At 67.9% G+C, this 22,960-nt stretch carries 12 protein-coding genes; 7 read left to right on the forward strand and 5 right to left on the reverse strand.

Annotation, left to right across the window (positions count from 1 at the left end):
* The 3 genes from BZF59_RS04620 to BZF59_RS04630 all read right to left on the reverse strand — a co-directional run.
* Positions 1–5,928 (reverse strand): beta strand repeat-containing protein (locus tag BZF59_RS04620; protein WP_086607092.1); only part of this gene is annotated, 5,928 nt, incomplete at its 3' end.
* Position 5,929: 1 nt separating this feature from the next.
* Positions 5,930–7,774, reverse strand: coding sequence for a ShlB/FhaC/HecB family hemolysin secretion/activation protein (locus tag BZF59_RS04625; RefSeq protein WP_245806025.1), 1,845 nt, complete (start codon positions 7,772–7,774; stop codon positions 5,930–5,932).
* Between the two features lie 280 nt (positions 7,775–8,054).
* Positions 8,055–8,906: a hypothetical protein gene (locus BZF59_RS04630; RefSeq protein WP_086607094.1), complete on the reverse strand. Its 852-nt coding sequence runs from the start codon at positions 8,904–8,906 to the stop codon at positions 8,055–8,057.
* A 255-nt stretch (positions 8,907–9,161) separates the two neighbouring features.
* On the opposite strand from BZF59_RS04630, the gene BZF59_RS04635 reads away from it, so the two are divergent.
* From BZF59_RS04635 to BZF59_RS04645, 3 genes are all read left to right on the forward strand, one after another.
* Positions 9,162–11,300 carry a S46 family peptidase gene (locus BZF59_RS04635; protein ID WP_086607370.1) on the forward strand — a complete coding sequence of 713 codons (2,139 nt, stop codon included), beginning with the start codon at positions 9,162–9,164 and terminating at the stop codon, positions 11,298–11,300.
* A 99-nt stretch (positions 11,301–11,399) separates the two neighbouring features.
* Positions 11,400–12,386, forward strand: a complete 987-nt coding sequence (locus tag BZF59_RS04640; protein ID WP_086607095.1) for a glucokinase — start codon at positions 11,400–11,402, stop codon at positions 12,384–12,386.
* Positions 12,383–15,157, forward strand: coding sequence for a phosphoenolpyruvate carboxylase (locus BZF59_RS04645; RefSeq protein WP_086607096.1), 2,775 nt, complete (start codon positions 12,383–12,385; stop codon positions 15,155–15,157). The genes BZF59_RS04640 and BZF59_RS04645 overlap by 4 nt, the downstream gene beginning before the upstream one ends.
* 181 nt (positions 15,158–15,338) lie before the next feature.
* Here the strand turns inward: BZF59_RS04645 and BZF59_RS04650 are convergent, their stop codons facing one another.
* Positions 15,339–16,358, reverse strand: coding sequence for a LacI family DNA-binding transcriptional regulator (locus BZF59_RS04650; protein WP_086607097.1), 1,020 nt, complete (start codon positions 16,356–16,358; stop codon positions 15,339–15,341).
* Between the two features lie 166 nt (positions 16,359–16,524).
* On the opposite strand from BZF59_RS04650, the gene BZF59_RS04655 reads away from it, so the two are divergent.
* The 4 genes from BZF59_RS04655 to eda all read left to right on the forward strand — a co-directional run bounded on the left by BZF59_RS04655 (position 16,525) and on the right by eda (position 21,904).
* Entirely contained in the window at positions 16,525–17,958 is a 1,434-nt protein-coding gene (locus BZF59_RS04655; RefSeq protein WP_086607098.1) for a sugar MFS transporter, read from the forward strand.
* Between the two features lie 88 nt (positions 17,959–18,046).
* Positions 18,047–19,486, forward strand: coding sequence for a glucose-6-phosphate dehydrogenase (zwf, locus tag BZF59_RS04660; protein WP_086607099.1), 1,440 nt, complete (start codon positions 18,047–18,049; stop codon positions 19,484–19,486).
* Positions 19,479–21,293, forward strand: a complete 1,815-nt coding sequence (gene edd / locus BZF59_RS04665; RefSeq protein WP_086607100.1) for a phosphogluconate dehydratase — start codon at positions 19,479–19,481, stop codon at positions 21,291–21,293. Before zwf ends, edd begins: the two co-directional genes overlap by 8 nt.
* Positions 21,294–21,295: 2 nt before the next feature.
* Positions 21,296–21,904, forward strand: a complete 609-nt coding sequence (eda, locus tag BZF59_RS04670) for a bifunctional 4-hydroxy-2-oxoglutarate aldolase/2-dehydro-3-deoxy-phosphogluconate aldolase (protein ID WP_086607101.1) — start codon at positions 21,296–21,298, stop codon at positions 21,902–21,904.
* 108 nt (positions 21,905–22,012) lie between these two features.
* Here eda and BZF59_RS04675 read toward each other — a convergent pair whose 3' ends face one another.
* A complete protein-coding gene (locus BZF59_RS04675; protein WP_086607102.1) occupies positions 22,013–22,936 on the reverse strand; it encodes an alpha/beta hydrolase in 924 nt (307 codons plus the stop codon).
* Positions 22,937–22,960 lie beyond the last annotated feature (24 nt).

Genomic DNA, 22,960 nt, shown 5'->3' on the forward strand with positions numbered 1-22,960 from the left:
CTCCCCGGTGATGAAGGTGCCCGCATCGGTCAGGCGGCGGCCATAGGCGAAGACATCCAGCGGCGCGGGGTTGGCAAAGCCCCCCACGCCCGACCCGCCCTGATTGACCGCAGGATCGAAGCCGATGATCGACAGGCCCCCATTACCCACCAGAATCCCGCCCTGTTCGAGCGCGGTCCCGGTGTTGCGCACCAGCAGCCCGCGGCTGAGGGCGATGTTGACCTCGCGCGCCCGGATATAGCCGAGCGGATCATTGCTCCCCGGTGCGGCAACGGCGAGCAGCGCGTCGCGTCCGGCGAATTCGGGATCGAACCGCAACTGCGCGATCATGTCGGCATCGGCGACCCAGATATAGCCCGATTGCAGCGACAGGATCCCGGAGAGCGCATTCGCTTCGTCGGTGATGCGGATGCTGCCCGGCGTGACCAGTTCGATCCGCTCGCCCGAGCGGATTGAAAGCTCGTCGGCTAGGCCGGCGCCGATCAGGGCGAGATCGCCCTCGATCCGGATAATCCCGCTGGCGAATGCCCCTGCGCGGATGCTAACCCCGGCGAAACCGCCGTCCTGGCTGCCAATCAGCGACAGGTCACGGATGATAAGATCGGGCTGGTCGGGGTCGCTGGTGGCGGTCACCTCAGGCACCCGGATCGTGAGCCCGCTGCCGGTGATCCGGCGCGCCTCGTCCGCGGTGAGGCTCCAGCCTTCGCCTTCCGTATTGCCGCCCAGAATCGCGGTGAAATCGGTGTTGAGCGAGGTCAGCACCACACCGGCCGCGGCGATGCGCGCTCCGGGAAGGATGTCGATCTGGCGCGAGGTCAGTCTGATCCTGTCGCCCCGGAGTCCGGCGAAGCCATCATCATCGCCCAGAATGGCGATCGCGCCCTGACTGGTGATGTCGATCACGGTCACCGGCTGCGCGGTGTTGGCGGGCGTACCGATGAAGCCGGCCTGACCGGTCTCGATCCGGATATTGCCGGTGGCATTGGCGCTCAGCGTATCGGCAACAGCGATGATGCCGCTGATCGCGCTCAGCACCGATGAAGGCGGCGTGCCGTCGACCCGATCGCCGGTGGCCAGCGCGGTCAGGTTGACGGCATTGACCACACCGCTGGCGATATCGACCACGAAGCGCCCGGCGAAGTTCTCTGGCAGGGCGTCTGTCGATCCGCTGGCATTGGCGAAGAGGTTGATTGTGCCAGCGGTGATGGCCGCATCGCTGTCGTCGCGGATCTGCAGCACGGCAGTGCCGCCGAAGGCTTGGCCGGTGGCGCCGGTGACGGCATTGGCCGCAATCTCGATCAGGTCGGCGCCGATCTGCGAGGTGCCGCCAATGGAGACCCGCGCCTCGCCCGCACGCGCGATTCCCCCCTGCCCGCGCTCGGCGAAGGCATTGGCGGTGACAAACAGCTCGTCAGCCGTCACCGTGGAGCGAGCAAGATTGAGCTCCACCCGCGCGCCGGTGGCATTGCCCGAGGTCGCGCCCTCGCCGCCGCGATAGATCGATTCGACTCGCAGGATCCCGGCGCTGCTCTGATTCTGGTTCACGGTCAGGCTCGAGTTGTTCAGCGTGACGCTGACCGGGCCCTGATTCGAGTTGATCGGCAGCGCATTGCCGCCCCGCAGCGCGCCATCGCCGCCGGTGACATTGTTGGCGATCAGCAGCTCGCCGCCGACGGTGAGGTTCGAATCGAGCAGATCGACGAACAGGAACCCGCTCTCGGCATCGCCGCCCACCCCGTCTGTCGCCTGTGCATCGCCGCCGCGTGCGGTGGTCTCGATCCGCAAGGTGCCGCCGCTGAAATCGGTCTGCGACAGGTTGAAGCTTGCGCTCGCACCCTGCGCATCGCCGCCGCGCGCGAAGCCAAGCCCGCCCTGCGCCGCGCCGCCCAGCACGATCCCGCTCTGGCCCTGCCCGTCGGGCGTGAAATTGATCGTCGCGCCGCTGGCGCTGAAACTGACCACCCCGGATTCGCCGTTGCTGATCGCATCGCCGCCGCGCTGGCCGCTGCCGCCGGTGATCTCGTCACGCACCGTCAGCACGCCGATCACGTTGAGTGTCGCGTCGCGCACCTCCACCTCGTTGCGCCCGCCAAAGGCGTCGCCGCCATCGCCGGTGCCCGAGCCATCGCCGCCGATCCCGCCGCTACCGCTGCCGATCAGCCCGAGGGTCGCCTCGGCCCCGTTCAGGACCCGGATCTGGCGCGAGCCGCCGAAAGCTGTCCCGCCGTCGACGTTGCTGGTCGAAGCCCCGCTGTTGCCGCCTTGCGAGAAGACAGTGAAGACCGTCTGGCCGGTGATGATCCGCGATCCGGCCCCATCGGCCAGTATCTCGGCAAACCCGCCCCCGCCGAGGCCGCCGGTGCCGCCCTCGACCGAAGAGCTTCCGCCGAACCCGCGCGCCGTCAGGGTGATCACCGGGATCGCGCCGATATCCGCCGCCGGATCGAGCGGCAGTTCGATGCCGCCGCCTGCCTCAGCACGCAGGCGGATGGTGCCGCCGTTGCCATCGCCGCCAAAACCGTCGCCGCCATTGGTGCTCCCACCGAATCCGTCGGCGTTGAGGATCGCGCCATCGCCGGGGGCGAACTGGAGGTCGGTCGGGACGTTGCGCTGCACGATCAACCGGCTGCCGGCGCCGATGCTGACAAGCTCGGCCTGCCCGCCAAAGCCGTCGCCGCCTTCGTGCACCGCGCCGGTGCCGCCGCGCCCGGTGGCGATGGCTTGCAGCGAGCCGAAGGTGAGGCTCGTCCCCCCCTGCGCCTGCACCAATGCGCGTCCGCCCGTGCCATTGCCCGCGGCAAAATCCGTCTGGCTTTCGCCCCCCTGTCCGCTGGCGAACAGCTGGGTGTGGCCTGTAGCGGTGAGGCTGCCGGGCGCGGTCGCCCCGATGTTGCCGATGAAGGCATCGCCGCCCAGCCCTTCGCCGCCCGCGCCGTCGGCGCTGGTTCCGCCGGTGCCCGAGGTATCGAGCAGCACGCTGCCGAGGGTGATGATGGTGCCATCGGTCTCGATCGCGGCGCGCCCACCGATCCCGTCGCCGCCGCGCCCGAGATTGGCAAAGCCGCCCGATCCGGTGGCCAGCAGGCTGAGGTCGAGGCTGTCGAGCCGCCCGCCCTGCCCGCCGACCACGCTGGCCGTGCCGCCGAGCCCGGTGCCGCCCGTGCCGCCAGTGCCGCCGGCGCCGAGCGCCTGAATCAGGACCTCGCCGACACTCACCGCCCCGGCGTTGAGCTTGAGCGAGGCATTGCCGCCGCTGCCGTCTCCGGCACGACCGGCGCGCAGATTGACGCTCGCATCCAGACCGCCGCTACCGCCAAAGCCGCTGGAGTCGATTGTGAGGAAGGCAAAACCGGCCGTGCCGTCACCCAACGCGCCGGTGCCGCTTAGCAGCGCCACGCCCGCTTGCGCGGTCCCGCCCGTGCCGTTGCCGCCGCGTCCGGCAGAGGCTGCGGTGGCCCCCGCACCGCCGGTCCCGCCTGTCCCTTGCGCCGAGGCGAGCGCATTGCCGCCGACGCTGAGTTCGCCGAAATCGCCGTCGGCCAACAGATAGGCCCCGCCATTGATGGTGGGATCGGCCTGATTGGCGGTTCCGGCATCGCCGCCGAGGCCATCACCACCCGCGCCGCCTGCGCCGCCGCCTTCGCCGCCGAACCTGCCGTCCCCCCCGCGTCCGTCGACACGGACGCTGGCGAGCCCGGCGATGGCGAGACGCCCGCCCTCGTCGGCGGAGCCGACTGCCTGAAACAGCGCCGTGCCGCCGCGGCCGATCCCGCCTGTACCGCCTACGCCGAATTCGGCATTTCCGCCGCTGGCCGAAGCATCGGCGGAAGCGTTACCGCCGAGTTCGATCGTTCCGCTTTCGGCCAACGCGCCCGCCACGCCGCCGAAGGCATCGCCGCCGGTGACACCGCCGCCGCCACTCGCCCCGGCCTCTGCGAGGAACGTGCCGCCCACCCGCGCCAACCCGCGGTCGCGGGCGATCATCCGCGCCACCCCGCCAAGTGCGAGCCCGCCGCTTCCGCTGACGTTCTGCCCGCCCGAAGCGAGCGCCAGCAGGTTGAGCGCGCCCTCGATGGCAAGCACCCCGTTCCGGTCGACCACAATCGTCGCCTCGCCCGCATCGGCCAGCGCGCCCGGGCCGGTGATGCTGGAACTGGCATTGGCAAAGGCATTGGCGCTGAGAACGGCATCGCCGCGCACCGTGATATTGCTCGATCCGGTGATCGCGATCCGGGCATTGCCGCCGAAGGTATCCGACGCGGTGGAGGGGCTGGTCGTGTCGCCGTTCGCTCCGGTCGCATCGGCCAGCACGAACAGGTTGCTGCCGAAGCTTGCCTGCCCGCCGCCGCTCACCAGCACTTGCGCGGTGCCGCCGCGCGCTTCGGCGCCGGTGCGGATATTGCCGAGCGTGGTGCCGAACGCCCCTGCGCGCACGTTGGTGAGCCCGCCGATCGTCACCTGCCCGCCGTCAATCGCGATCTCCGCCAGCCCGCCGCGCGCGCTGCCGGCGGTGCGGTTGAGGTCCTCCGCCCCGCCAAAGGCCTCCGCGGTGACCGTCACCCGGCCACCGATCGTGAGCACCGAGGTCGACCCGCTCGACACGATCCGCGCGGTTCCGCCGGTAGCATTGATCTCATCAAGCGATTGCAGGCTGGAACTCACCACCCCGTAATCGCGCGCGTCGACCAGCACGTCGCCGTCGATCGTGAAAGTGCCGCCCGACACCGATCGGACCGCTGCGCCAAGGCTGCCGACCAGCCAGAGGTTGCCCGCATAGGAGGAATTGCCAGCGGCGGTTTCAGCCACCGTCTGCCCGGTGCCGATCGCCAGCACGTTCGATGTCGCGGCCAGATCGCGCAAAGTGATATCCGCCCGCACGTCGCTGGTCGCGCGGGTACCGCGGAACTCGACCGAATCGAAATCGTCGCGGATCGAGCCGGTGTCGACGTCGCGGCCCGAGACGTCGTAATTGGCCGCCAGAATGATCTCGCCGTTGATCACGCCTGCGCTCTGCGCCGGATCGAAGCCGAGATTGCCCGAAAACAGCATCGAAATCGGATCCTGCGAGGCACGGGCCAGCGCGTAGATCATGTGATTGTCGCCCGCGCCGGTGCTCGACGGGCCGCCGATATTGCCGTCAAGCGTCACCACCTGCCCGCTCGCCGCGGTGCCGACGGGGATGGAGATATCGAACAACCCGTTCGACAGGCGCAGGTTCACTACCTCGCCCGCGACATAGGCGTGGGTGCCGTTGACCCGCGCCGTGCCGGACATCTGCACGTCTGCGGCGACAACGGCAAAGAAGGAATTCTCCGCCAGCGCGCTGATCCGCGCGCGCGGGTTCACCTGCACCCGCGCAGTCGATCCGGGCTGGCCCTGCAGGGTCAGGAACCCGCCGCCGACGAAATCGTCGAAGCTCTGCGGCGTGGTGTCGAGCGTGGTCAGCAGCAGACTGCCGACATCGAAAGTCGCGGTCTCGCCCACCAGAATGCCGGTCGGCGAATAGAAGGCGAGAAACCCGCCCGGCACGAACTGGCCCGATGCATCGCGCACCTGCCCCAGCACGCTGCCGTTGATGACGACGATGTTGTTGTTCTGGGTCGGCAGGATGCGGTTGAGCACCGCGAAATTGTCCCCCTGCGCGGCGCGGAAGATCGCGGTGGCCCCGGTGCGCAAGAAATCGAGCGCATTGCCCGAATTGTCGACATCCGGTGTCCAGTCGATCACCGCGGTGGGCGAGAACACGTCGACCTGCGTGGTGGTGCCGTTGGGGGTGGTGATCTCGGCCGATCCGACCACGACATTGCCGCCCGCGGCAATCCCCTGCGCCGCCGCGCGCTGGGGCACGCCCAGCACCAGCGCGAGCGCCAGCGCCGTGCTGCCGCAACCGACCATCAGGCGTGAACGTTTGGCATGCGTGCGGGTCATCTCAGAATCTCCACGGGAACAGGCGGGCGGTGAGCGTGAACATGAAGCGCACGTCGCCCCTTTCGGCAGCAAGATCGGGGCGGGTCAGGGGCACCGCGACGAGGAAATCCCCCTGCACCCCCGGCCCCCAGGCCATGCGGACCCCGGCGCCGGCCGACCACAGCCGGTCGGGGTTGGTCGCGCGGCGGCTCGGGTCTTCGTTCCAGACATGGGCCACGTCGGTGAACAGGTAGGTCTGCCAGGCAGTCGCGGTGATGCTTTCAGGCATCAGGGTGCCGAAGCGCACTTCGAAACTGTTCATGATGCCGCTGTCACCCAGCACCGCGCCCGGATCATAGCCGCGCCCGATCGAGAAACTGCCCGCCGCGATCTCCTCGAAGGCGGGGAGCGCATCGCCGGTGATCTGCGCCTGATTTTCCAGCACGAAAGCGAGCTTGGGGATCGGGCGATATTCGAGATCGGCGTTGAGCCGCAGCAGGCTGGGGGTGGGATCGGCCTCGATCCGGCTCGGCGGCGCCACCCCGCCGAACAGGCAGGCGAGCAGGTTGGGACGGCAATCGGGACTGGCCGAGAGCACATCGAGCCCCTGCCGCGCCTCAAGCGCATAGCGCAGCCGGAATTTAGGCTCGAACGGGGTGTAGCCGTCCCCGCGCTGCACCGAACCGCGGTCCAGCACCTCGCCCGCAACCCGCGCAAAGACCATCCGCACCCGGTCGCGCGTCAGGGCAATGTCGTTCACATCGACATCCTGATCGACCAGATCGACCCCGCCATCGACATAAAGGCTGTGCTGGCGCGAGCGGATGATCGGATAGCTGGCGAACAGGCTGGCAAACAGCGTGTCGGCCTCGACATCGAAGCCCGCGATGCCGGTGTCGGGATCGGTTTGGCTGAGCGTCAATTGCCCGCCCAGCCGCAGGCCTTCGCTGCCCACCCGAAAATCGTGGCCGATCTGGACGGTCTGCTGCTCGCGGAATTCGAGCGTGCTGAACACCGCCACAGACGTGCGGTCGCCGAGGCCCGTGACGTCGTAGATCTCGCCCCGCACCGTGCCCCCGAACCGCCCGATCGCGCGCGAGCCCAAATTCTGGACGTTGACATCGACCATGCCCTTCTGGCGCAGCACCGCGATCTCGCCCACCAGATCGCCCGGCGCGCCGCCCGCAGCCGGACGCAGCGACAGGCGCACGTCGAGCCCGGGCAGATCGTCGGCGAGCAGCAGGTAACGCTCGGCCTCGTTGGTGTTGAACACCTCCGCTTGCGTCAGCTTTTCGAGATAGCCCGCGACCAGCCGTTCCGAAGGCCCCGCCTCGCCGCGCACGCGCACTGCCGTCAGCCGTCCGAACACGACCGTGAAATCGGGGACGCCATCCGACAGGCTCTGCTCGGGGATTTCGACCGTGGCGAGATAGCCTTGGCGGCGCAGGATGGCGTTGGCCTCGGCGCGGATGTCGCACAGCACCGCCACCGGCAGTTCGCGCCCGACGTAATCGGCATAGGCGCCTTCAAGCGAGAGGCCCGGCACTCGCTCCAGCCCGGCAAAGGCCGCGCCTTTCACGGTGAAGCGGATGTCCTTGAAGTCGGGCCGGTCGAGCGCGCAGGGCGGGCGCTCCATGTCGCCACCGATGGTGAGCGTCGGGGCCTGTTCGGCGCGGCGCAGTTCGGGCGGGATCAGATCGGTGCGGTTGGGCGGGGTGATGCCGGGCGGCAATTGCTGCTGGGCAAGCGCCGGGCTGGCCACAGCCGCCAGCGCGGTGGCCGACGCGGCGAGCGCGAGCAGACGGCGGAGCGCAAGCGGCACGGGGCCGGGCCGCTCAGCTGGCAGGCTGGTAAGACGGTGCAGCAATGTCCCCCCCACAAATGTGCGGGACGACAAGAGGGCAGGCAGTGCGCAATCCCCCGTCGTCACGCCCGTTGGCAACAGCACGAGCGACACGGCACTTCCCTTGTGCCGGTCGTCGTTTCGTTGCGACCCCTTCCTTGCGGCGGAACCTACTCTTGCGTCCCGCAAACACAAGCGCACAGCGCACTTGCCGTGCGTCGGCAGGACACTTTGTCGCGTTTACACAAATGTTAGCGCTGTCACCGGCGCGCAGGTGGAGTGCGAGGCCGGTGGGCGGGGCCCGTCAGCCAGCCGCGGAGAGCATCACCTTGGCCGAAGCGCCCGACAAGGCGCCGGGCTCGGCGGGGAGCTTGGCCGGGCGGGCCGCGCCGGGATAGGCCTGCTTCAGAAGCGCCAGTGCCTCAGTGATGCGGGCATGGGCGGCGGGGTTCTCGGCCTTGATCGCCGCGCCGTGGGTGGCAAAGGCGCTGGCGGCGACGGCGGCAAAGCCATAGCCGTCGAGATAGGGCTCGTAGGCGTCGTTGCTGGCAAGCTGGCGATACATCGCGCTCGACCGCTCGATCATGTCGGCGATCACCCCGGTGGCGACCTTGGCGCTGCTGGCGTCGCTCTTGGGCGCCTTGGTCGCGGCCTGACGCAGCGCGGCGATGATGGCGTCATAGGCTGTATTGACCTCGGCCACCGGCTTGCCCGCAAAGGCCGCGTCGGAGGCAGCGGTGAACAGCGGCTTCACATCCTTGACTCCCAGCTTGGTGAAGGTCGGGTCTATTTCGACCAGCACTTCGCTGACCGGGTGGGCGAACATCTCGGCAGCGGCCTGCTTGTTGCCCGCCGCATAGGCATCGCGCGCGGCGGCGACATGGGCTTCGGCGACCGCAAGCGCGATGCCATAGGCGACCGGATCGGTGGCCGCATCGGCAGCTGCGACGCCGCCCTCGCCTTCGCCGCCTGCCCCCACAGCGCCTTCACCCTCGCCCCCGGCGCTCTCGCCGCTCTCGCCCGCGACTGCCGCGCTTTCGCCGCCAGCCTCGCCCCCGGCCTCACCGCCCGCTTCGCCGCCGCAGGCCGCGAGCAGACCGCCCGCCAGCGCCGTGCCGAGGCCGAGCTGGGTCCAGAGTTTGAGCGTGCTGTTCATGACGGGCGTGATCCTTCGGTGGGGAGAAATTACGTAGTGCGCTCCCCATGGAGCAGATGATAATGGTTCGCAAGAGCCTATCGCCTGGAATGTCGCTCGCCGAACGGCGTGGGCGGTTCGTCGATGGCGCACAATGCCTCTTCCCAGCCGCTGCGCATCTGGCCTAACAGCGCGCCTTCGCCCGTCCGCGGGCCAAGCCATAGCCACTGCGTCCCTGCGGGCGCGGTGCAGCGCAATACCAAGGGGAAGCACCTGATGAAGAATTTCCTGCTCGCCGGGGCCAGCGCCCTGATGATCGCCGCGCCCGTCGCAGCCACTGCCGACGAAGGCATGTGGCTGCCGAGCCAGACCGGCGCCATCGCCGAAGACATGAAGGCCGCCGGGCTTGAACTCGACGCCAAGACGCTGGGCGACCTCAATCGCCCGCCGCTGACCGCGATCGCCTCGCTCGGTGGCTGTTCGGCCGCGTTCCTTTCGCCGCAGGGCCTCGTTGCCACCAACCATCACTGCGTTGCGGGCTCGCTGCAGTACAATTCCTCGCCCGAGAACGATTATCTCACCAACGGCTTTCTCGCGAAGACGCTGGGTGACGAACTCCCCGCCGCGCCGGGCAGCCGGGTCTATGTGATCGAGGATCTGCGCGACGTGACCACCGCGATGCTCAAGGGCGCCGACAAGCTTGAAGGCCGCGCGCGTTACGACCGGCTGCAGGCCAACCGCACCGCGCTGATCGAGGCGTGCGAGAAGCAGGCGAACCGCCGCTGCGACGTGCGCGCCTATTTCGGCGGCGCCCAATATTGGCTCCAGCAGCAGCTCGAGATCAAGGACGTTCGCCTTGTTTATGCTCCGGCGGCAGGCGTCGGCAATTTCGGCGGTGAGAAGGACAACTGGATGTGGCCGCGCCACACCGGCGATTTCTCCTTCTACCGCGCCTATGTCGCGCCCGATGGCTCCTCGGCCGATTTCTCGAAGGATAACGTGCCCTTCAAGCCCAAGGCGTTCCTGCCGATCGCCAAGACCGGCGTGAAGGAAGGCGACTTCATCATGGTCGCAGGCTTCCCCGGCACCACCGAGCGCCTGCGCACCGCCGAGGAAGCGCGCTTCGAATTCGCCGAACTGCTGCCTTACCAGCAGCGGATGCTGGCCGAATATGGCGATCTGATCGACGCGCTGACCGCGGGCAACCAGGCCGCCACCATCGCCTATGCCGCGACGCTGCAGGGCGTTGAGAACTACGAGAAGAAGATCGCGGGCCAACTGGCCGGAGCCGATGCCATCTCGCTGATCGAAAAGAAGCAGGCCGAAGAAGCCGCCTTCCGCGCATGGATCGCGGCCGATCCCAAGCGTGAGGCGCAATATGGCGCAGCGCTGGCCGAGCTCGATCGGCTGATCGCCGAAGAAAATGCCGAGGCGCTGGCCGATGCCCGCCGCGGGATGCTGGGGCGCAGCCAGATGCTGGGCGCCGCCACGCGCCTCTATCGCTGGGCCAACGAGCAGGCCAAGCCCGAAAAGGACCGCGAGCCGGGCTACCAGCCGCGCGACAAGGCCTTCTTCGTTCAGTCGATGCAGCGCATCGAGCGCCGCTATGTGTCCGAGATCGAGCAGGCGATCTGGGCCGACGCGCTGGAGGAATATCGCCAGCTGGCGCCGGAAGACCGCAACCAGAGCTTCGATGCCTATATGGAAAGCCGCGACATCGCCTCGCTCTATGCCGCCACGCAGCTGGGCGACACCGCCACGCGCATGGCATGGATGGACAAGCCGGTCGCCGAATTCCGCGCCAGCAACGATCCCTTCATCCAGCTGGCGGTCGCCATGTATGACGAAGGCCTCGCCAATGAAGCCGAAGCCAAGGAACGCTCCGGCACGGTCCAGAAGGCCCGCTCCAAAGTGATGCAGGCCCGCCTCGCCTATGCCGCCGCGCAGGGCAAGACCATGTATCCCGACGCCAACGGTTCGCTGCGCTTCACCTATGGCAAGGTTACCGGCAAGGCGGTCGACGGGCAGATCTGGACGCCCTTCACCACTGCCGAGGGGATCGTCGCCAAGCACACCGGCCGCGGCGAATTCGATGCGCCCGACACAATGATCAAGCTGATCAAGGCGAAGGATTACGGCCAGTATGCCTCGCCTGAGCTGGGCACCCTGCCGGTCGATTTCATGTCGACAGTCGACATCACCAACGGCAATTCGGGCTCCTCGACGCTGAATGCGCGCGGTGAGTTCGTGGGGCTGGCTTTCGACGGCACGATCGAGGGCGTGGTCAGCGACTGGATGTATGATCCCGCGATCAACCGCACCATCCACGTCGACAGCCGCTTCATGCTGTGGACCATGGAAAAGGTCGACGGCGCGACCCGTCTGCTTGAGGAAATGGGCGTCGCCGCCGAGTGAGCGGGACCGCTAAAATCTGAATAAGTATGCGGCGCGTGGGATTTCCACGCGCCGCCTGCTATTGCTCCTCGCCAGACGGCAACAAGCGGGGAGAGAGCAATGCAGGACGTGGTGGTGGTCGATATCGGCGGGACGCACGCCCGCTTCGCGATTGCCAGCATCGCTGCCGATGGCGCGATTGCTCTCGACGAGCCCGAAACGCTCCACACCGCCGATCACGCCAGCTTTCAGACCGCCTGGCAGGCCTTCCGGGAGCGCAAGGGCGGCACCCTGCCCAAGGCGGTGAGCATGGCGATTGCCGGGCCGGTTGGCAGCCCCGGCAAGCCCAATCCGGTAATCCGTTTCACCAACAATCCGTGGATCATCCGCCCCGCGCTCATCAACGAAAAGCTGGGGGTGGAGCGCTTCACCCTCGTCAATGATTTCGCCGCCGTGGCCCATGCCGTTGCGCGTGCGGATGACAGCCAGTTCCTGCATCTCGCCGGCCCCGACCAGCCCTTGGGCCGCGAGGGCACGATCAGCGTGATCGGCCCGGGCACCGGGCTTGGCGTGGCGCATCTCTACCGCTCGCCCGGCCACTACCGCGTGCAGGCGACCGAGGGCGGGCATATCGACTTCGCCCCGCTCGATTCCATCGAGGACGCGATCCTTGCCCGGCTGCGCCAGCGACATATCCGGGTCTCGGCGGAGCGTGTGGTCGCCGGCCCCGCCATCGTCGACATCTATCAGGCGCTCGCCGCTCTGGAACACCGCACCGTGCCCGAACAGGACGCAATCACGATCTGGAACCTTGGCACCAGCGGCGAAGACCCGCTCGCCGCCGCTGCGGTCGACCGCTTCTGCCTCTCGCTGGGCTCGGTCGCGGGGGACCTGGCGCTGGCGCAGGGCGGCTTTGCGGGCGTGGTGATCGCCGGCGGGCTCGGCTACCGCATCCGCGAGACGCTGCTCGCCTCGGGCTTCGGCTCGCGGTTCAAGGCCAAGGGGCGCTTTGAAAGCCTGATGGCGGGCATCCCGGTCAAACTCATCGTCCACCCGCAGCCCGGCCTGTTCGGCGCGGCAGCGGCCTTTGCTTCGGAACATTCATGAAAACCATCGCCTCCCTCGAAGCCCGGCTGGGCGACCTGCACCAGCGCACGCGCGAGACCCCGCTGTTCAACCCGGTGTTTCAGCTGTCGCTCGATCTGTCGCGCGCGCTGGAGGGGGGCGAGGTCAGCCTCGACGATCTGACCGCGCTGGTCGCCGAGCTGGAATGCGATGGGCTGAAGGCCCGCGCGGGCAAGCTGCGGCGGCTGCTGGCCCCGCCTGCTGACCCCGCGACGCTCGCCGAAGATGGCGAGGATTTCGAAAGCTTCGCCGCGCGCTGGCAGCGTCCGCAACTGCATGCGGTGTTCACCGCGCACCCGACCTTCCTGCTCACCCCGGCGCAGGGCGAGGCGGTGGCGCGCGCGGCTTCGGCCGAAGGCGCGATTGGCGATGCCGCCTGCACCGTTTCGGCGGCGCGCGAGCCGGTGACGCTCGATTACGAACACGGTGCCGCGATGGCCGCGATGGCCCGCGCGCAGGACGCGCGCGACGTCATCACCGCCCGCATCCTGACCGAAGCGCAGGGGCGCTGGCCGGACGAATGGCGCTCGCTTCGCCCCCTGCCGTTCCGCTTCGCCAGCTGGGTCGGCTACGACATGGACGGGCGCACCGATATCGGCTGGCACACCTCGATCGGCTTCCGCCTCGCCGAGAAGGCCGAGCGGCTGGCGCGCTACACCGCCAGCCTTGAAAGCCTCGACGCCGCCCACCCGCTGCTCGCCACGCTGAAACCCGCCGCCGCCTTCGCCAGGGCGCGCGCCGAGGATTTCGCGGGCGACCTCTCCAGCGCCGATGCCCTCGCCGCCGCCGCCAACCGGCTGACGACGCACAGCGCGGACAACCTGCTCTCGCTCACCCCGCTGATCGCTGCGCTGGAAAGCGAGGCCGAGACCGCCGCGCCTGATCTCGCCGTCAAGCTGCTGACGCTCGCCGCCGCGATGCGCGCCGATGGGCTCGGCATGGGCTGGATCCACTTCCGCGTGAACGCCAAGCAGCTCCACAACGCGATCCGCCGCCGCCTCGGCGAGGACGAGCCGATCGACCTCGCCAGCAAGGGCGCAATTGCCACGCTGCGCCGCATGGTCGAGGAGGCGCGTCCGCTGCGCACCAATTTCGCCGCGCTCGCCACCGAAAGCTCGACCGCGATCCGCCAGTTCCTCGCGATGGCGCAGATTTTGAAGCACATCGATGCCGACGCGCCGATCCGGATGCTGGTCGCCGAATGCGAACAGCCCGCCACGGTGCTCGCCGCGCTCTATTTCGCGAAGCTGTTCGGGGTGGAGGACAAGGTCGATGTCTCGCCCCTGTTCGAGACCGAGACCGCGCTGGAGCACGGCGGCCGCTTCCTCGACGCGCTGCTCGCAGAGCCCGCCTACCGCGCCTACGCCCGCACCCGCGGGCGCGTGGCAGTGCAGACCGGATTTTCGGACGCGGGCCGCTTTGTCGGCCAAGTACCCGCCGCCCTCGCGATCGAGCGCTTGCAGGGGCGTCTCGCCGAAGCGATGGCCGCCAACGGCCTCGGCGATGTCGCTGCGCTGGTGTTCAACACCCACGGCGAAGGCATGGGCCGCGGCGCGCATCCGGCGAGTTTCGCCGACCGGCTCGAATGGCCGCTGTCCCCTTGGGCGCGGCGGCGATTTGCACGCGCCGGCATCCGGCTGGAGCCCGAGGTCAGCTTTCAGGGCGGCGACGGCTATCTGTTCTTCGCCACGCCCGAACTGGCGCTCGCCACGCTCACCCGCATCGCCGAACTGCGCCCCGCCGAAACCGACATGGCCGCGCCCGCCGATCCCTTTTACCACCGCACCGACATCAGCCTCGATTTCTATCGCGCGATCAAGGAGCATCAGAGCGATCATCTGGCCAGCCGCACCTATGCCCGCGCGGTGACGGCTTTCGGGCTCGGCCTCTTGAACCCCACCGGCAGCCGCGTCTCGCGCCGCCAGAGCGACATCAACGCGGACCGCGAGATGAGCCTGCGTCAGATCCGCGCGATCCCGCACAACGCGATCCTCCAGCAGCTCGGCTACCCGGTCAACATCATCGCCGGGATCGGCAGCGCCGCCGACACCAACCGCGAGGAAATCGCCGCGCTGCTGACCGATTCTCCGCGCGGACGGCAGATCATGCGGTTGGTGAGCGCTTCCAACGCGCTCGCCAGTATCAAGACCGTGGCGGCCTATGGCGAGCTCTACAATTCGGCCTACTGGGCGAGCCGCACCTATCGCGGGACCGAAGATCACTTGGCGGGTGCCTGCGCCGCGCTGGCCGAATATCTGGTCGGCGACGACCGGACGGGCGTGTTTCGCCGCCTCGCCTCGCGCCTCAGGATCGATGCGATCAAGCTCCACCGGCTGACCGACCTGCTGCCCGAAGCGACGTGGGGCGCAGCGCGGGACGAGGCGCGCGAGCATGTGCGCCGCCGCATCGGGGTGTTGCAGGCGCTGCGTCTCGCGCTGCTGCAACACATGTTCCTCAAAGCCGTCGCCGTCCCTGCCTTCAGCCGCGCCAACGACATCAGCCGCGGCGACGTGATCGAGATGGTGATGACCTTGCGCGTCGAGGAAGCCCTCGCCCAGCTGCGCCGCGCCTTCCCCGTGCGCGTCCCCGGCCCGCGCGATTTCCCGCTGGACGAGGCGAGCGACTACCCCGACGGCGGCGAGGAAGGCTATGGCGCAATCGAGCGCGACTTCATGACGCCGATCGCGCGGGCGCATGAATTGTCGCTGCGGATCAGCACCGCGATCGCGAATGAGTTCGGCGCGCACGGGTAATCCCGATCCGACCCGCACTCGCCGGCTAAGCACTGGTCGGTCGCGGAGCGACCGCAAGGGCGCCAAAGCTTTCAGGCGCCCGCCCGCAGCGGAAGCGAAGCTGAACAGCCGAAGGCTGGACACCCGGCCTTAAGGCCGCATGAGCGAGGATTTCGCACGCCGGATGGCGTGCGAAAAACAATTACCTCACCGTACTGCCCCGCACGATCAGGCTCACCGGCACGCGGCGGCGCGCTGCGGCGGTGTCATCCAGCACGGCTTCGACCAGCGCCGTGCCCGCTTCGGCGGGATCGGGCGCAATCGTGGTGAGCGGCGGGCGGCTGTAGCGGCCTGCCACCAGATCATCGAAGCCCATCACGCCGATATCCTGCGGCACGGCAATATCGGCGGCAGCAAAGGCCTCGATTGCGCCCAGCGCCATTGCGTCGCAGGCGGCGAAAAGCGCGTCGATATCCTCTCCCCGCTCGATCAGGCGCCTCGCCGCGCGGCGGCCTTCCTCCTCGCGGGTCGGGGCGTTGACGGTGGGAGCAAGGCACGGCTCGAGGCCCGCTGCACGCATGCCTTCCGCATAGCCTTCGTAGCGTTCGGTAAACTGCACCTGAGGGGTATTGAGCGCGCCGAGGAAGCACGGTCGCTTGTAGCCCGCCGCCAGCAAATGCTCGACCGCCAGCCGCCCCGCCGCACGATTGTCCGAACGCACCCAGTCGAGCTCGTCGAAGGGCGATCCCCAATAAGCCACCCGCCGGCCTTCGCTTTCGAGGCTGCGGAAATGCTCCCACGCCGCCTGATTGGTAGTGGTGCCGATCACAACCAGCCCGTCCGCGCGGCCCTGTTCCTGATGGTGACCGAAGAATTCGCCGGGCCGTGCCTGAAAGCTCACCAGCGTCTCGAACCCGCGTTCCGAGGCGGCGACGCACACAGAGCCGAGCAGGGCATAGGCGAAGGGATTGATGCTCGCCGCGCTGTCGCCTTCGCGGCAGATCACCACCACCGCGAGCGTTCCGGTCGAGCCCCGGCGCAGGCGCGCGGCGCGTTCGTCGACGAAATAGCCGAGCGCCTCGGCCGCCTCGATCACCTTGCGGCGGGTCGCCTCGGCAATTGCGGGGCTGCCCGACAGCGCACGGCTGACGGTCGGCTGGCTCACGCCCGCCCGCTCCGCCACATCGAAGGATGTCGGCCGTCTTTTCGGTCCCCCGTTCATAGGCCAAGCTTCTAGGGCGGGAAGGCGCGCGCACGCAAGCGCGGGCGTGCATTTGCCCTGCATTGCTATTCGCACTGGATTTGTGGGGCGAGGTCTTGCATTTCTCGGACAGCGCGCGGATTGTGAACGTTAGCAAAAATATTGCGCGCTATGGGAGAGAGCGACAATGGCGATGGCACCTGGGGTGAGCGCGGCGGCGACGGCGGGGGATGAGCTGGGCGATGAACGCCAGATCCATGCTCCGGGGCTGAATTATTTCGTCTTCGCGCTGTTCTTCATCTTCGGCGGGATCACCAGCCTCAACGATGTCATCCTGCCCAAGCTGAAAGAGCTGTTCACGCTCAGCTACACCGAGGCGATGCTGGTGCAGTTCTGCTTTTTCACCGCCTATCTGCTGATCGGCATTCCCGGCGCGGAGCTGGTCAAGCGCGTGGGTTATATGCGCGGCGCGGTGGTTGGCCTCTTGACGATGATGGCGGGATGCCTGCTTTTCATTCCGGCAAGCCAGACCGCGACCTACGGCTTGTTTCTGGGCGCGCTTTTCATTCTCGCCAGCGGCGTCGTGGTGGTGCAGGTCGTCACCAATCCGCTGATCAGCCTGCTCGGCCCGCAAAAGACCGTGCACAGCCGGTTGACCTTCGCGCAGGCGTTCAACAGCCTCGGCACCACGATTTTCCCGCGCGTCGGATCGGGCCTGATCCTCGGCGGGTTGGCAGGCGTGTCCGCCGCGGAGCTGAGCGGCGCCGAGCTCGACGCCTATCGCACCGCCGAAAGTTCGGCGATCGTTTCGACCTATATCGGCCTTGCCGTGGCGCTGGCAGTGATCGCGGCGGTGGTGTGGATCTATCGCAACAAGCTCCCCGCCGATGCCGGGGCCGGCAACGAAGCAGCGCTGACGACGCCCGGCCGCTATGTCGCCGGTCTGGTGCCGATCGTTCTTGGGGGCTGGCTGGTCATTCAGGGCGGCTACTGGATCGCGGGCAGCGAACTCATCGGCATCGCGCTGCTGATCGGGGGGCCGGCGGTGTGGTTGTGGGGCAACCCGCTGCTGACACGCACGCGCTTCTCTTATGGCGCGGCCTGCATCTTCCTCTACGTCGGCGCGGAAGTCGCGATTGGTTCGCTGATCGTCAACTACCTGATGCAGTCGAACGTCATGGGCCTCACTGAACGGGCGGCGGGTGATCTCATCTTCCTCTACTGGGGCGGCGCGCTGGTCGGGCGGGTCATCGGTTCGGCGGTGCTGCGCTTCGTTAGCCCCGGCATGGTGCTGGCGGGCGTGGCGGCAGGCGCGATCCTGCTGGTCCTATTCTCCACCAACGCCACCGGCACCACTGCGGGCTACAGCCTGCTGATGGTGGGCCTGATGAATTCGATCATGTTCCCGACGATCTTCAGCCTCGCCTGCGAGAAACTGGGGGCCAAGGCCGCGGATGGATCGGGGATCATCAACATCGCCATCTTCGGCGGCGCGGTCATCCCGCTGCTGACCGGAATGCTCGCCGATGCCAGCGGCAGCCTCGGCACCGCGATGCTGCTGCCAATCGCCTGCTACGCGGTGATCGCGGGCTTCGGCTTCTATGCGAGAAGGCCCGCCTAAGCCATCGCCCGACTTGAATAAGTATGCGCCCACTGGCGGATAATTCCTCGTGCGCCTAGGTAGGGCGCACGAGGAAAGGGCACTCTGCATGAGCTTCACCGCTGACCGTCTGCTGCTGTTCGGAGCCACCGGCGACCTTGCGCAGCGGATGCTGCTGCCGAGCCTCTTCGCGCTCGACGCCGACGGGCTGCTCGCGCCCGGCCTCAAGATTATCGGCACTGCCCGCAGCAGCATGTCCGACAGCGAATACCGCAATTTCGCGCGCGCGGCGCTGGAGAAATATCTCCCCGCAGACCGGCGCGGGCGGATGGCGGATTTCCTCAACCGGCTGAGCTACCAGACGCTCGATGCCACCACGCTCGAAGGCTATGACGAACTGGCGAAGAAGGTCGGCACGCCCAAGCGCGGCCTTGCGATCTTCCTATCCACCGCGCCCAGCCTGTTCGGCCCCACCATCAAGGGCCTCCAGTCCGCCGGGCTGACGGGGGCCAATGTGCGGATGTGCCTCGAAAAGCCGCTCGGCACCGATCTTGCCACCAGCTGCGAGATCAACGACGCGGTCGCCGAGGCTTTCCCGGAAGAGCGGATTTTCCGCATCGACCACTATCTCGGCAAGGAGACAGTGCAGAACCTGCTCGCCTTGCGGTTCGCCAACATCATGTTCGAGCCGCTGTGGAATGCGGCGCATATCGACCATGTGCAGATCACCGTCGCCGAGACCGTCGGTCTCGAAGGCCGCGTCGCCTTCTACGACGATGCCGGCGCGATCCGCGACATGGTGCAGAACCACATGCTCCAGCTGCTCGCGCTCGTGGCGATGGAGCCGCCCGCCCACTTCGATGCGACCGCGGTGCGTGACGAGAAGGTCAAGGTGCTGCGCGCGCTGCGCGATGTCGACAAGGGCGAGACCGTGACCGGCCAGTACCGCGCGGGCGCGATCGGCGGGCAGGCGGTGCCGGGCTATGACGAGGAGCTGGGCAAGGACTCAGACACCGAAACCTTCGTCGCGATCAAGGCGCATGTCGACAACTGGCGCTGGAAGGGCGTGCCCTTCTACCTTCGCACCGGCAAGCGGATGCCCAAGCGCGTGACCGAGATCGTGATCCAGTTCCGCTGCGTGCCGCACTCGATTTTTGCTGGAAAGGGCGCGACCATGCAGCCCAACCGGCTGGTGATCGGCATCCAGCCCGAAGAGAACATTACCCTGTCGCTGATGGCCAAGGTGCCCGGCCTCGACCGTGAGGGCATTCGCCTGCGCTCCGTGCCGCTCAACATCGCCATGCCCGATGCCTTCAGCGGCGCGGTGCGGCGCATCGCCTATGAACGCCTGCTGCTCGATCTGGTCGAGGGCGACCAGACCCTGTTCGTCCGGCGTGACGAGGTCGAGGCGCAGTGGGAATGGGTCGATGCGATCCGCGCCCTGTGGGATGCCGAGGGCCTGACCCCCAAGACCTATACCGCTGGCAGCTGGGGCCCCTCTGCGGCCATCGCGCTGGCCGAACGCGACGGAGTAACGTGGCATGAGTAAGCCTCTCAACGATACCCTCCACCGGGTCACGCAGCGTGTGATCGAGCGTTCGAAGCCCTCGCGGCAGGCCTATCTCGACCTGATCCGGCGCGAAGGCGACAATATGGGCGAGCGTAGCGCGGTCTCGTGCTCCAACCTCGCCCACGCCTATGCGGGTGCGCTGGAAGATCAGACGGCGCTGATGACGGGCAAGGGCGCCAATATCGGGATCGTCACCGCCTATAACGACATGCTGAGCGCCCATCAGCCCTATGGCCGCTATCCCGACCGGCTGAAGATTTACGCGCGCGAGATCGGCGCCACCGCACAGGTCGCAGGCGGGACACCCGCAATGTGCGACGGGGTGACGCAGGGCGAGACGGGCATGGAGCTCTCGCTGTTCAGCCGCGACGTGATCGCACTCAGCACCGCGGTCGCGCTCAGCCACGCGATGTATGACGGCGCGCTGATGCTCGGCATCTGCGACAAGATCGTGCCGGGCCTGTTGATGGGTGCGCTGCGGTTCGGGCATTTGCCGACCATCTTCGTGCCCTCCGGCCCGATGCCCACCGGCATACCGAACAAGGAAAAGCAGCGCGTCCGCCAGCTTTATGCCGAAGGCAAGGCGACCCGCGCCGAACTGCTCGAAAGCGAGATGAAGAGCTACCACTCGCCGGGCACCTGCACCTTCTTCGGCACCGCCAATTCCAACCAGATGATGATGGAGATGATGGGGCTGCACATCCCCGGCAGCGCCTTCATCCAGCCCGGAACGCTGCTGCGGCAGGCATTGGACCGCGAGGCGGTGCACCGGGTCGCGGCGCTGGGGCGCAAGGGCGAGGATTACCGTCCGCTCGGCCACGTCGTGGACGAGAAGGCGATCATCAACGCGGCCGTCGGCCTGCTGGCGACCGGCGGATCGACCAACCACGCGATCCACCTGCCCGCCATGGCGCGCGCGGCAGGCGTGATCTTCGATTGGGACGATCTCAGCGAGCTTTCGGGCGCCGTCCCGCTGATCGCGCAGGTCTATCCCAATGGCTCGGGCGACGTGAACAACTTCCACAACGCCGGGGGCATGGGCTACGTGATCGGCGAATTGCTCTCCGAGGGGCTCGCGCATCCCGACATTCTCACCGTCGGGCGCGGCGATTTCTCCGACTACGCCCGCGAGCCCGGCCTTGATGCAGAGGCGCTGGTGTGGCGCGAGGTCGGCCCCTCAGGTGACGACACGATGCTCCGCCCGGTCACGAACCCGTTCAAGCCCGATGGCGGGATGCGGCTCCTGCAAGGCAATCTTGGCCGCGCCTGCTTCAAGACCTCGGCGGTGGATGAAAGCCGCTGGACGATCGAGGCGCCGGCCCGCGTGTTTCAGGATCAGGCCAGCGTTGCTGCCGCCTTCAGGGCGGGCGAGCTTGACCGCGACGTGGTGGTTGTCGTCCGTTTTCAGGGCCCGCGCGCCAACGGGATGCCGGAACTGCACAAACTCACCCCGGCCCTCGGCGTGTTGCAGGACCGCGGGTTCAAGGTCGCGCTGCTCACCGACGGGCGCATGTCGGGCGCGAGCGGCAAGGTGCCCGCCGCGATCCACTGCACGCCCGAGGCGCTCGGCGGCGGCCCGCTTGCGAAATTGCGCGACGGCGACATCGTCAAGGTCTGCGCATTCACCGGCACGCTTTCGACCACCGCCGATCTCGCAGGCCGCGAGCCTGCCGCAGATCCGCAGCCAGACATGGGTACGGGCCGCGAATTGTTCGGCATGATGCGCCGCTTTGCCGACGGGGCCGAACAAGGCGCCAGCGCGATGCTCGCCACCGGAGGAATGTGACAATGAATATCGACGCCATCATGCGCACCGCGCCGGTCATCCCGGTGATCGTCATCGACGATGTCGCTCACGCCGTCCCGCTGGCCGAGGCGCTGGTGGCAGGGGGCCTGCGCGTGCTCGAGGTCACGCTGCGCACGCCTGCTGCGCTCCCCGCGATCCGGGCGATGAAACAGGTCGAAGGCGCGATCGTTGGCGCTGGCACAGTCACCAACCCGCGCGAGCTGGACGCGGCGCTGGAAGCGGGGAGCGAATTCATCGTCTCTCCCGGCCTCACCGAAAACCTCGGCAAGGCTGCGGTGGCGGCAGGCGTGCCCTTCCTCCCCGGCATCGCCAATGCGGGCGACATCATGCGCGGGATGGATCTGGGGCTGGATCGCTTCAAGTTCTTCCCGGCGATGGCGGCGGGCGGATTGCCCGCCCTCAAGGCTTTGGCTGCACCTTTCGGCCAGTGCCGTTTCTGCCCCACGGGCGGGATCAGCCTCGACAACGCGCCCGAATGGCTCGCCTTCGATCCGGTGCTGTGCGTGGGCGGTTCCTGGGTCTCCCCCAAGGGCGCGCCGGACAAGGCCATGGTGGAGCGGCTGGCGAAAGAGGCTTTCGGCTTGCGCTGATTGCAGACACCGTTCGCCCTGAGCCTGTCGAAGGGCCGCATTTTCTTTCGGCAATCGGCGCAGAAAAAGAACGGTGCTTCGACACGCTCAGCACGAACGGCGTTTGTTTTACTTCTTCAGCAGCCAGCCGAAAATCTCCGGCAGGCGCGCGGCCCAGGCGTTTTCTTCGTGCTCGGCGCCTTCATAGACCCGGCTCTCCCAGTCGCGGCCCCGCTGCCAGCCTGCCGCGGCAAAGCGCGCGTCGACGACCTGCTGATAGGGCGCATAGAACTGATCGAGCGTCGCGGTGCCGTGGTCCAGCCACACCCGCCGCCCGTCGGGTGCGCCCAACCTTGCGGCGAACCATGCGTCCCACAGCGCCTTTACGCTCTCGCTCTCGCGTTCAACGCTACGCGGATCGACCGCTGGCCAGTGCGACGAGACGCAGCCTGCCCGGCCGAACACTTGCGGCGCTTCGAGGAAGGCATAGCAGCTCATCAACCCACCCATGCTCGATCCGACGATGGCGGTATCGTCGCGCCCCGGCCGGGTGCGGAAGGCGGTGTCGACCCATGACTTGAGCGGCCCGGTGAGCCAGGCGAGATAGCGGTCCGACACAACCTCGCCGCCCGCCGCCGCGTCCATCTGCGCCTTGAGCGCCGGCGGTGCGGCGTCATAGGCGCTGCGGGGGAGATACTGGCGATAACGGTCCGCTCCCGGTGCCCAGATGCCGACGATGATGTGCGGTTCGACCGTGCCGCTCGCCATCGCCGCCAGCATCGCCTGATCGGCGGCCCAGATCTTGTTGAAGTTGGACTTGGCCACGTCGAACAGGTTGTGCCCGTCATGCATGTAGAGGACAGGATAGCGACGTTCAGAGCCGTCGTAGCCGGGGGGCAGCCAGATCGTCAGGCGTTGGTCCGGCAGGCCCGCTGCGGGGAACTGCTGATACTCGATCAGCCGCGCCGGATACTCGAAGACAACGGGGGCCTCGGCGTGGAGCGGTGCGGTCAGCCCCAGCAGGGCCAGACATGCGACAAGCCAGCGAAACATCTGCAACCCTCTCTCCGGACAGGC

It is taken from the genome of Erythrobacter donghaensis (genome assembly GCF_002155425.1).
In the GTDB taxonomy this organism is placed as follows: Bacteria; Pseudomonadota; Alphaproteobacteria; order Sphingomonadales; family Sphingomonadaceae; genus Erythrobacter; species Erythrobacter donghaensis.

Bases quoted from the DNA above. Each gene is read 5' to 3' on its own strand.
- edd (WP_086607100.1), top strand. From the start codon at position 19,479: ATGAGTAAGCCTCTCAACGATACCCTCCACCGGGTCACGCAGCGTGTG.
- BZF59_RS04650 (WP_086607097.1), bottom strand. From the start codon at position 16,358: ATGAACGGGGGACCGAAAAGACGGCCGACATCCTTCGATGTGGCGGAG.
- BZF59_RS04655 (WP_086607098.1), top strand. From the start codon at position 16,525: ATGGCGATGGCACCTGGGGTGAGCGCGGCGGCGACGGCGGGGGATGAG.
- BZF59_RS04675 (WP_086607102.1), bottom strand. From the start codon at position 22,936: ATGTTTCGCTGGCTTGTCGCATGTCTGGCCCTGCTGGGGCTGACCGCA.
- BZF59_RS04635 (WP_086607370.1), top strand. From the start codon at position 9,162: ATGAAGAATTTCCTGCTCGCCGGGGCCAGCGCCCTGATGATCGCCGCG.
- BZF59_RS04640 (WP_086607095.1), top strand. From the start codon at position 11,400: ATGCAGGACGTGGTGGTGGTCGATATCGGCGGGACGCACGCCCGCTTC.
- eda (WP_086607101.1), top strand. From the start codon at position 21,296: ATGAATATCGACGCCATCATGCGCACCGCGCCGGTCATCCCGGTGATC.
- zwf (WP_086607099.1), top strand. From the start codon at position 18,047: ATGAGCTTCACCGCTGACCGTCTGCTGCTGTTCGGAGCCACCGGCGAC.
- BZF59_RS04645 (WP_086607096.1), top strand. From the start codon at position 12,383: ATGAAAACCATCGCCTCCCTCGAAGCCCGGCTGGGCGACCTGCACCAG.
- BZF59_RS04630 (WP_086607094.1), bottom strand. From the start codon at position 8,906: ATGAACAGCACGCTCAAACTCTGGACCCAGCTCGGCCTCGGCACGGCG.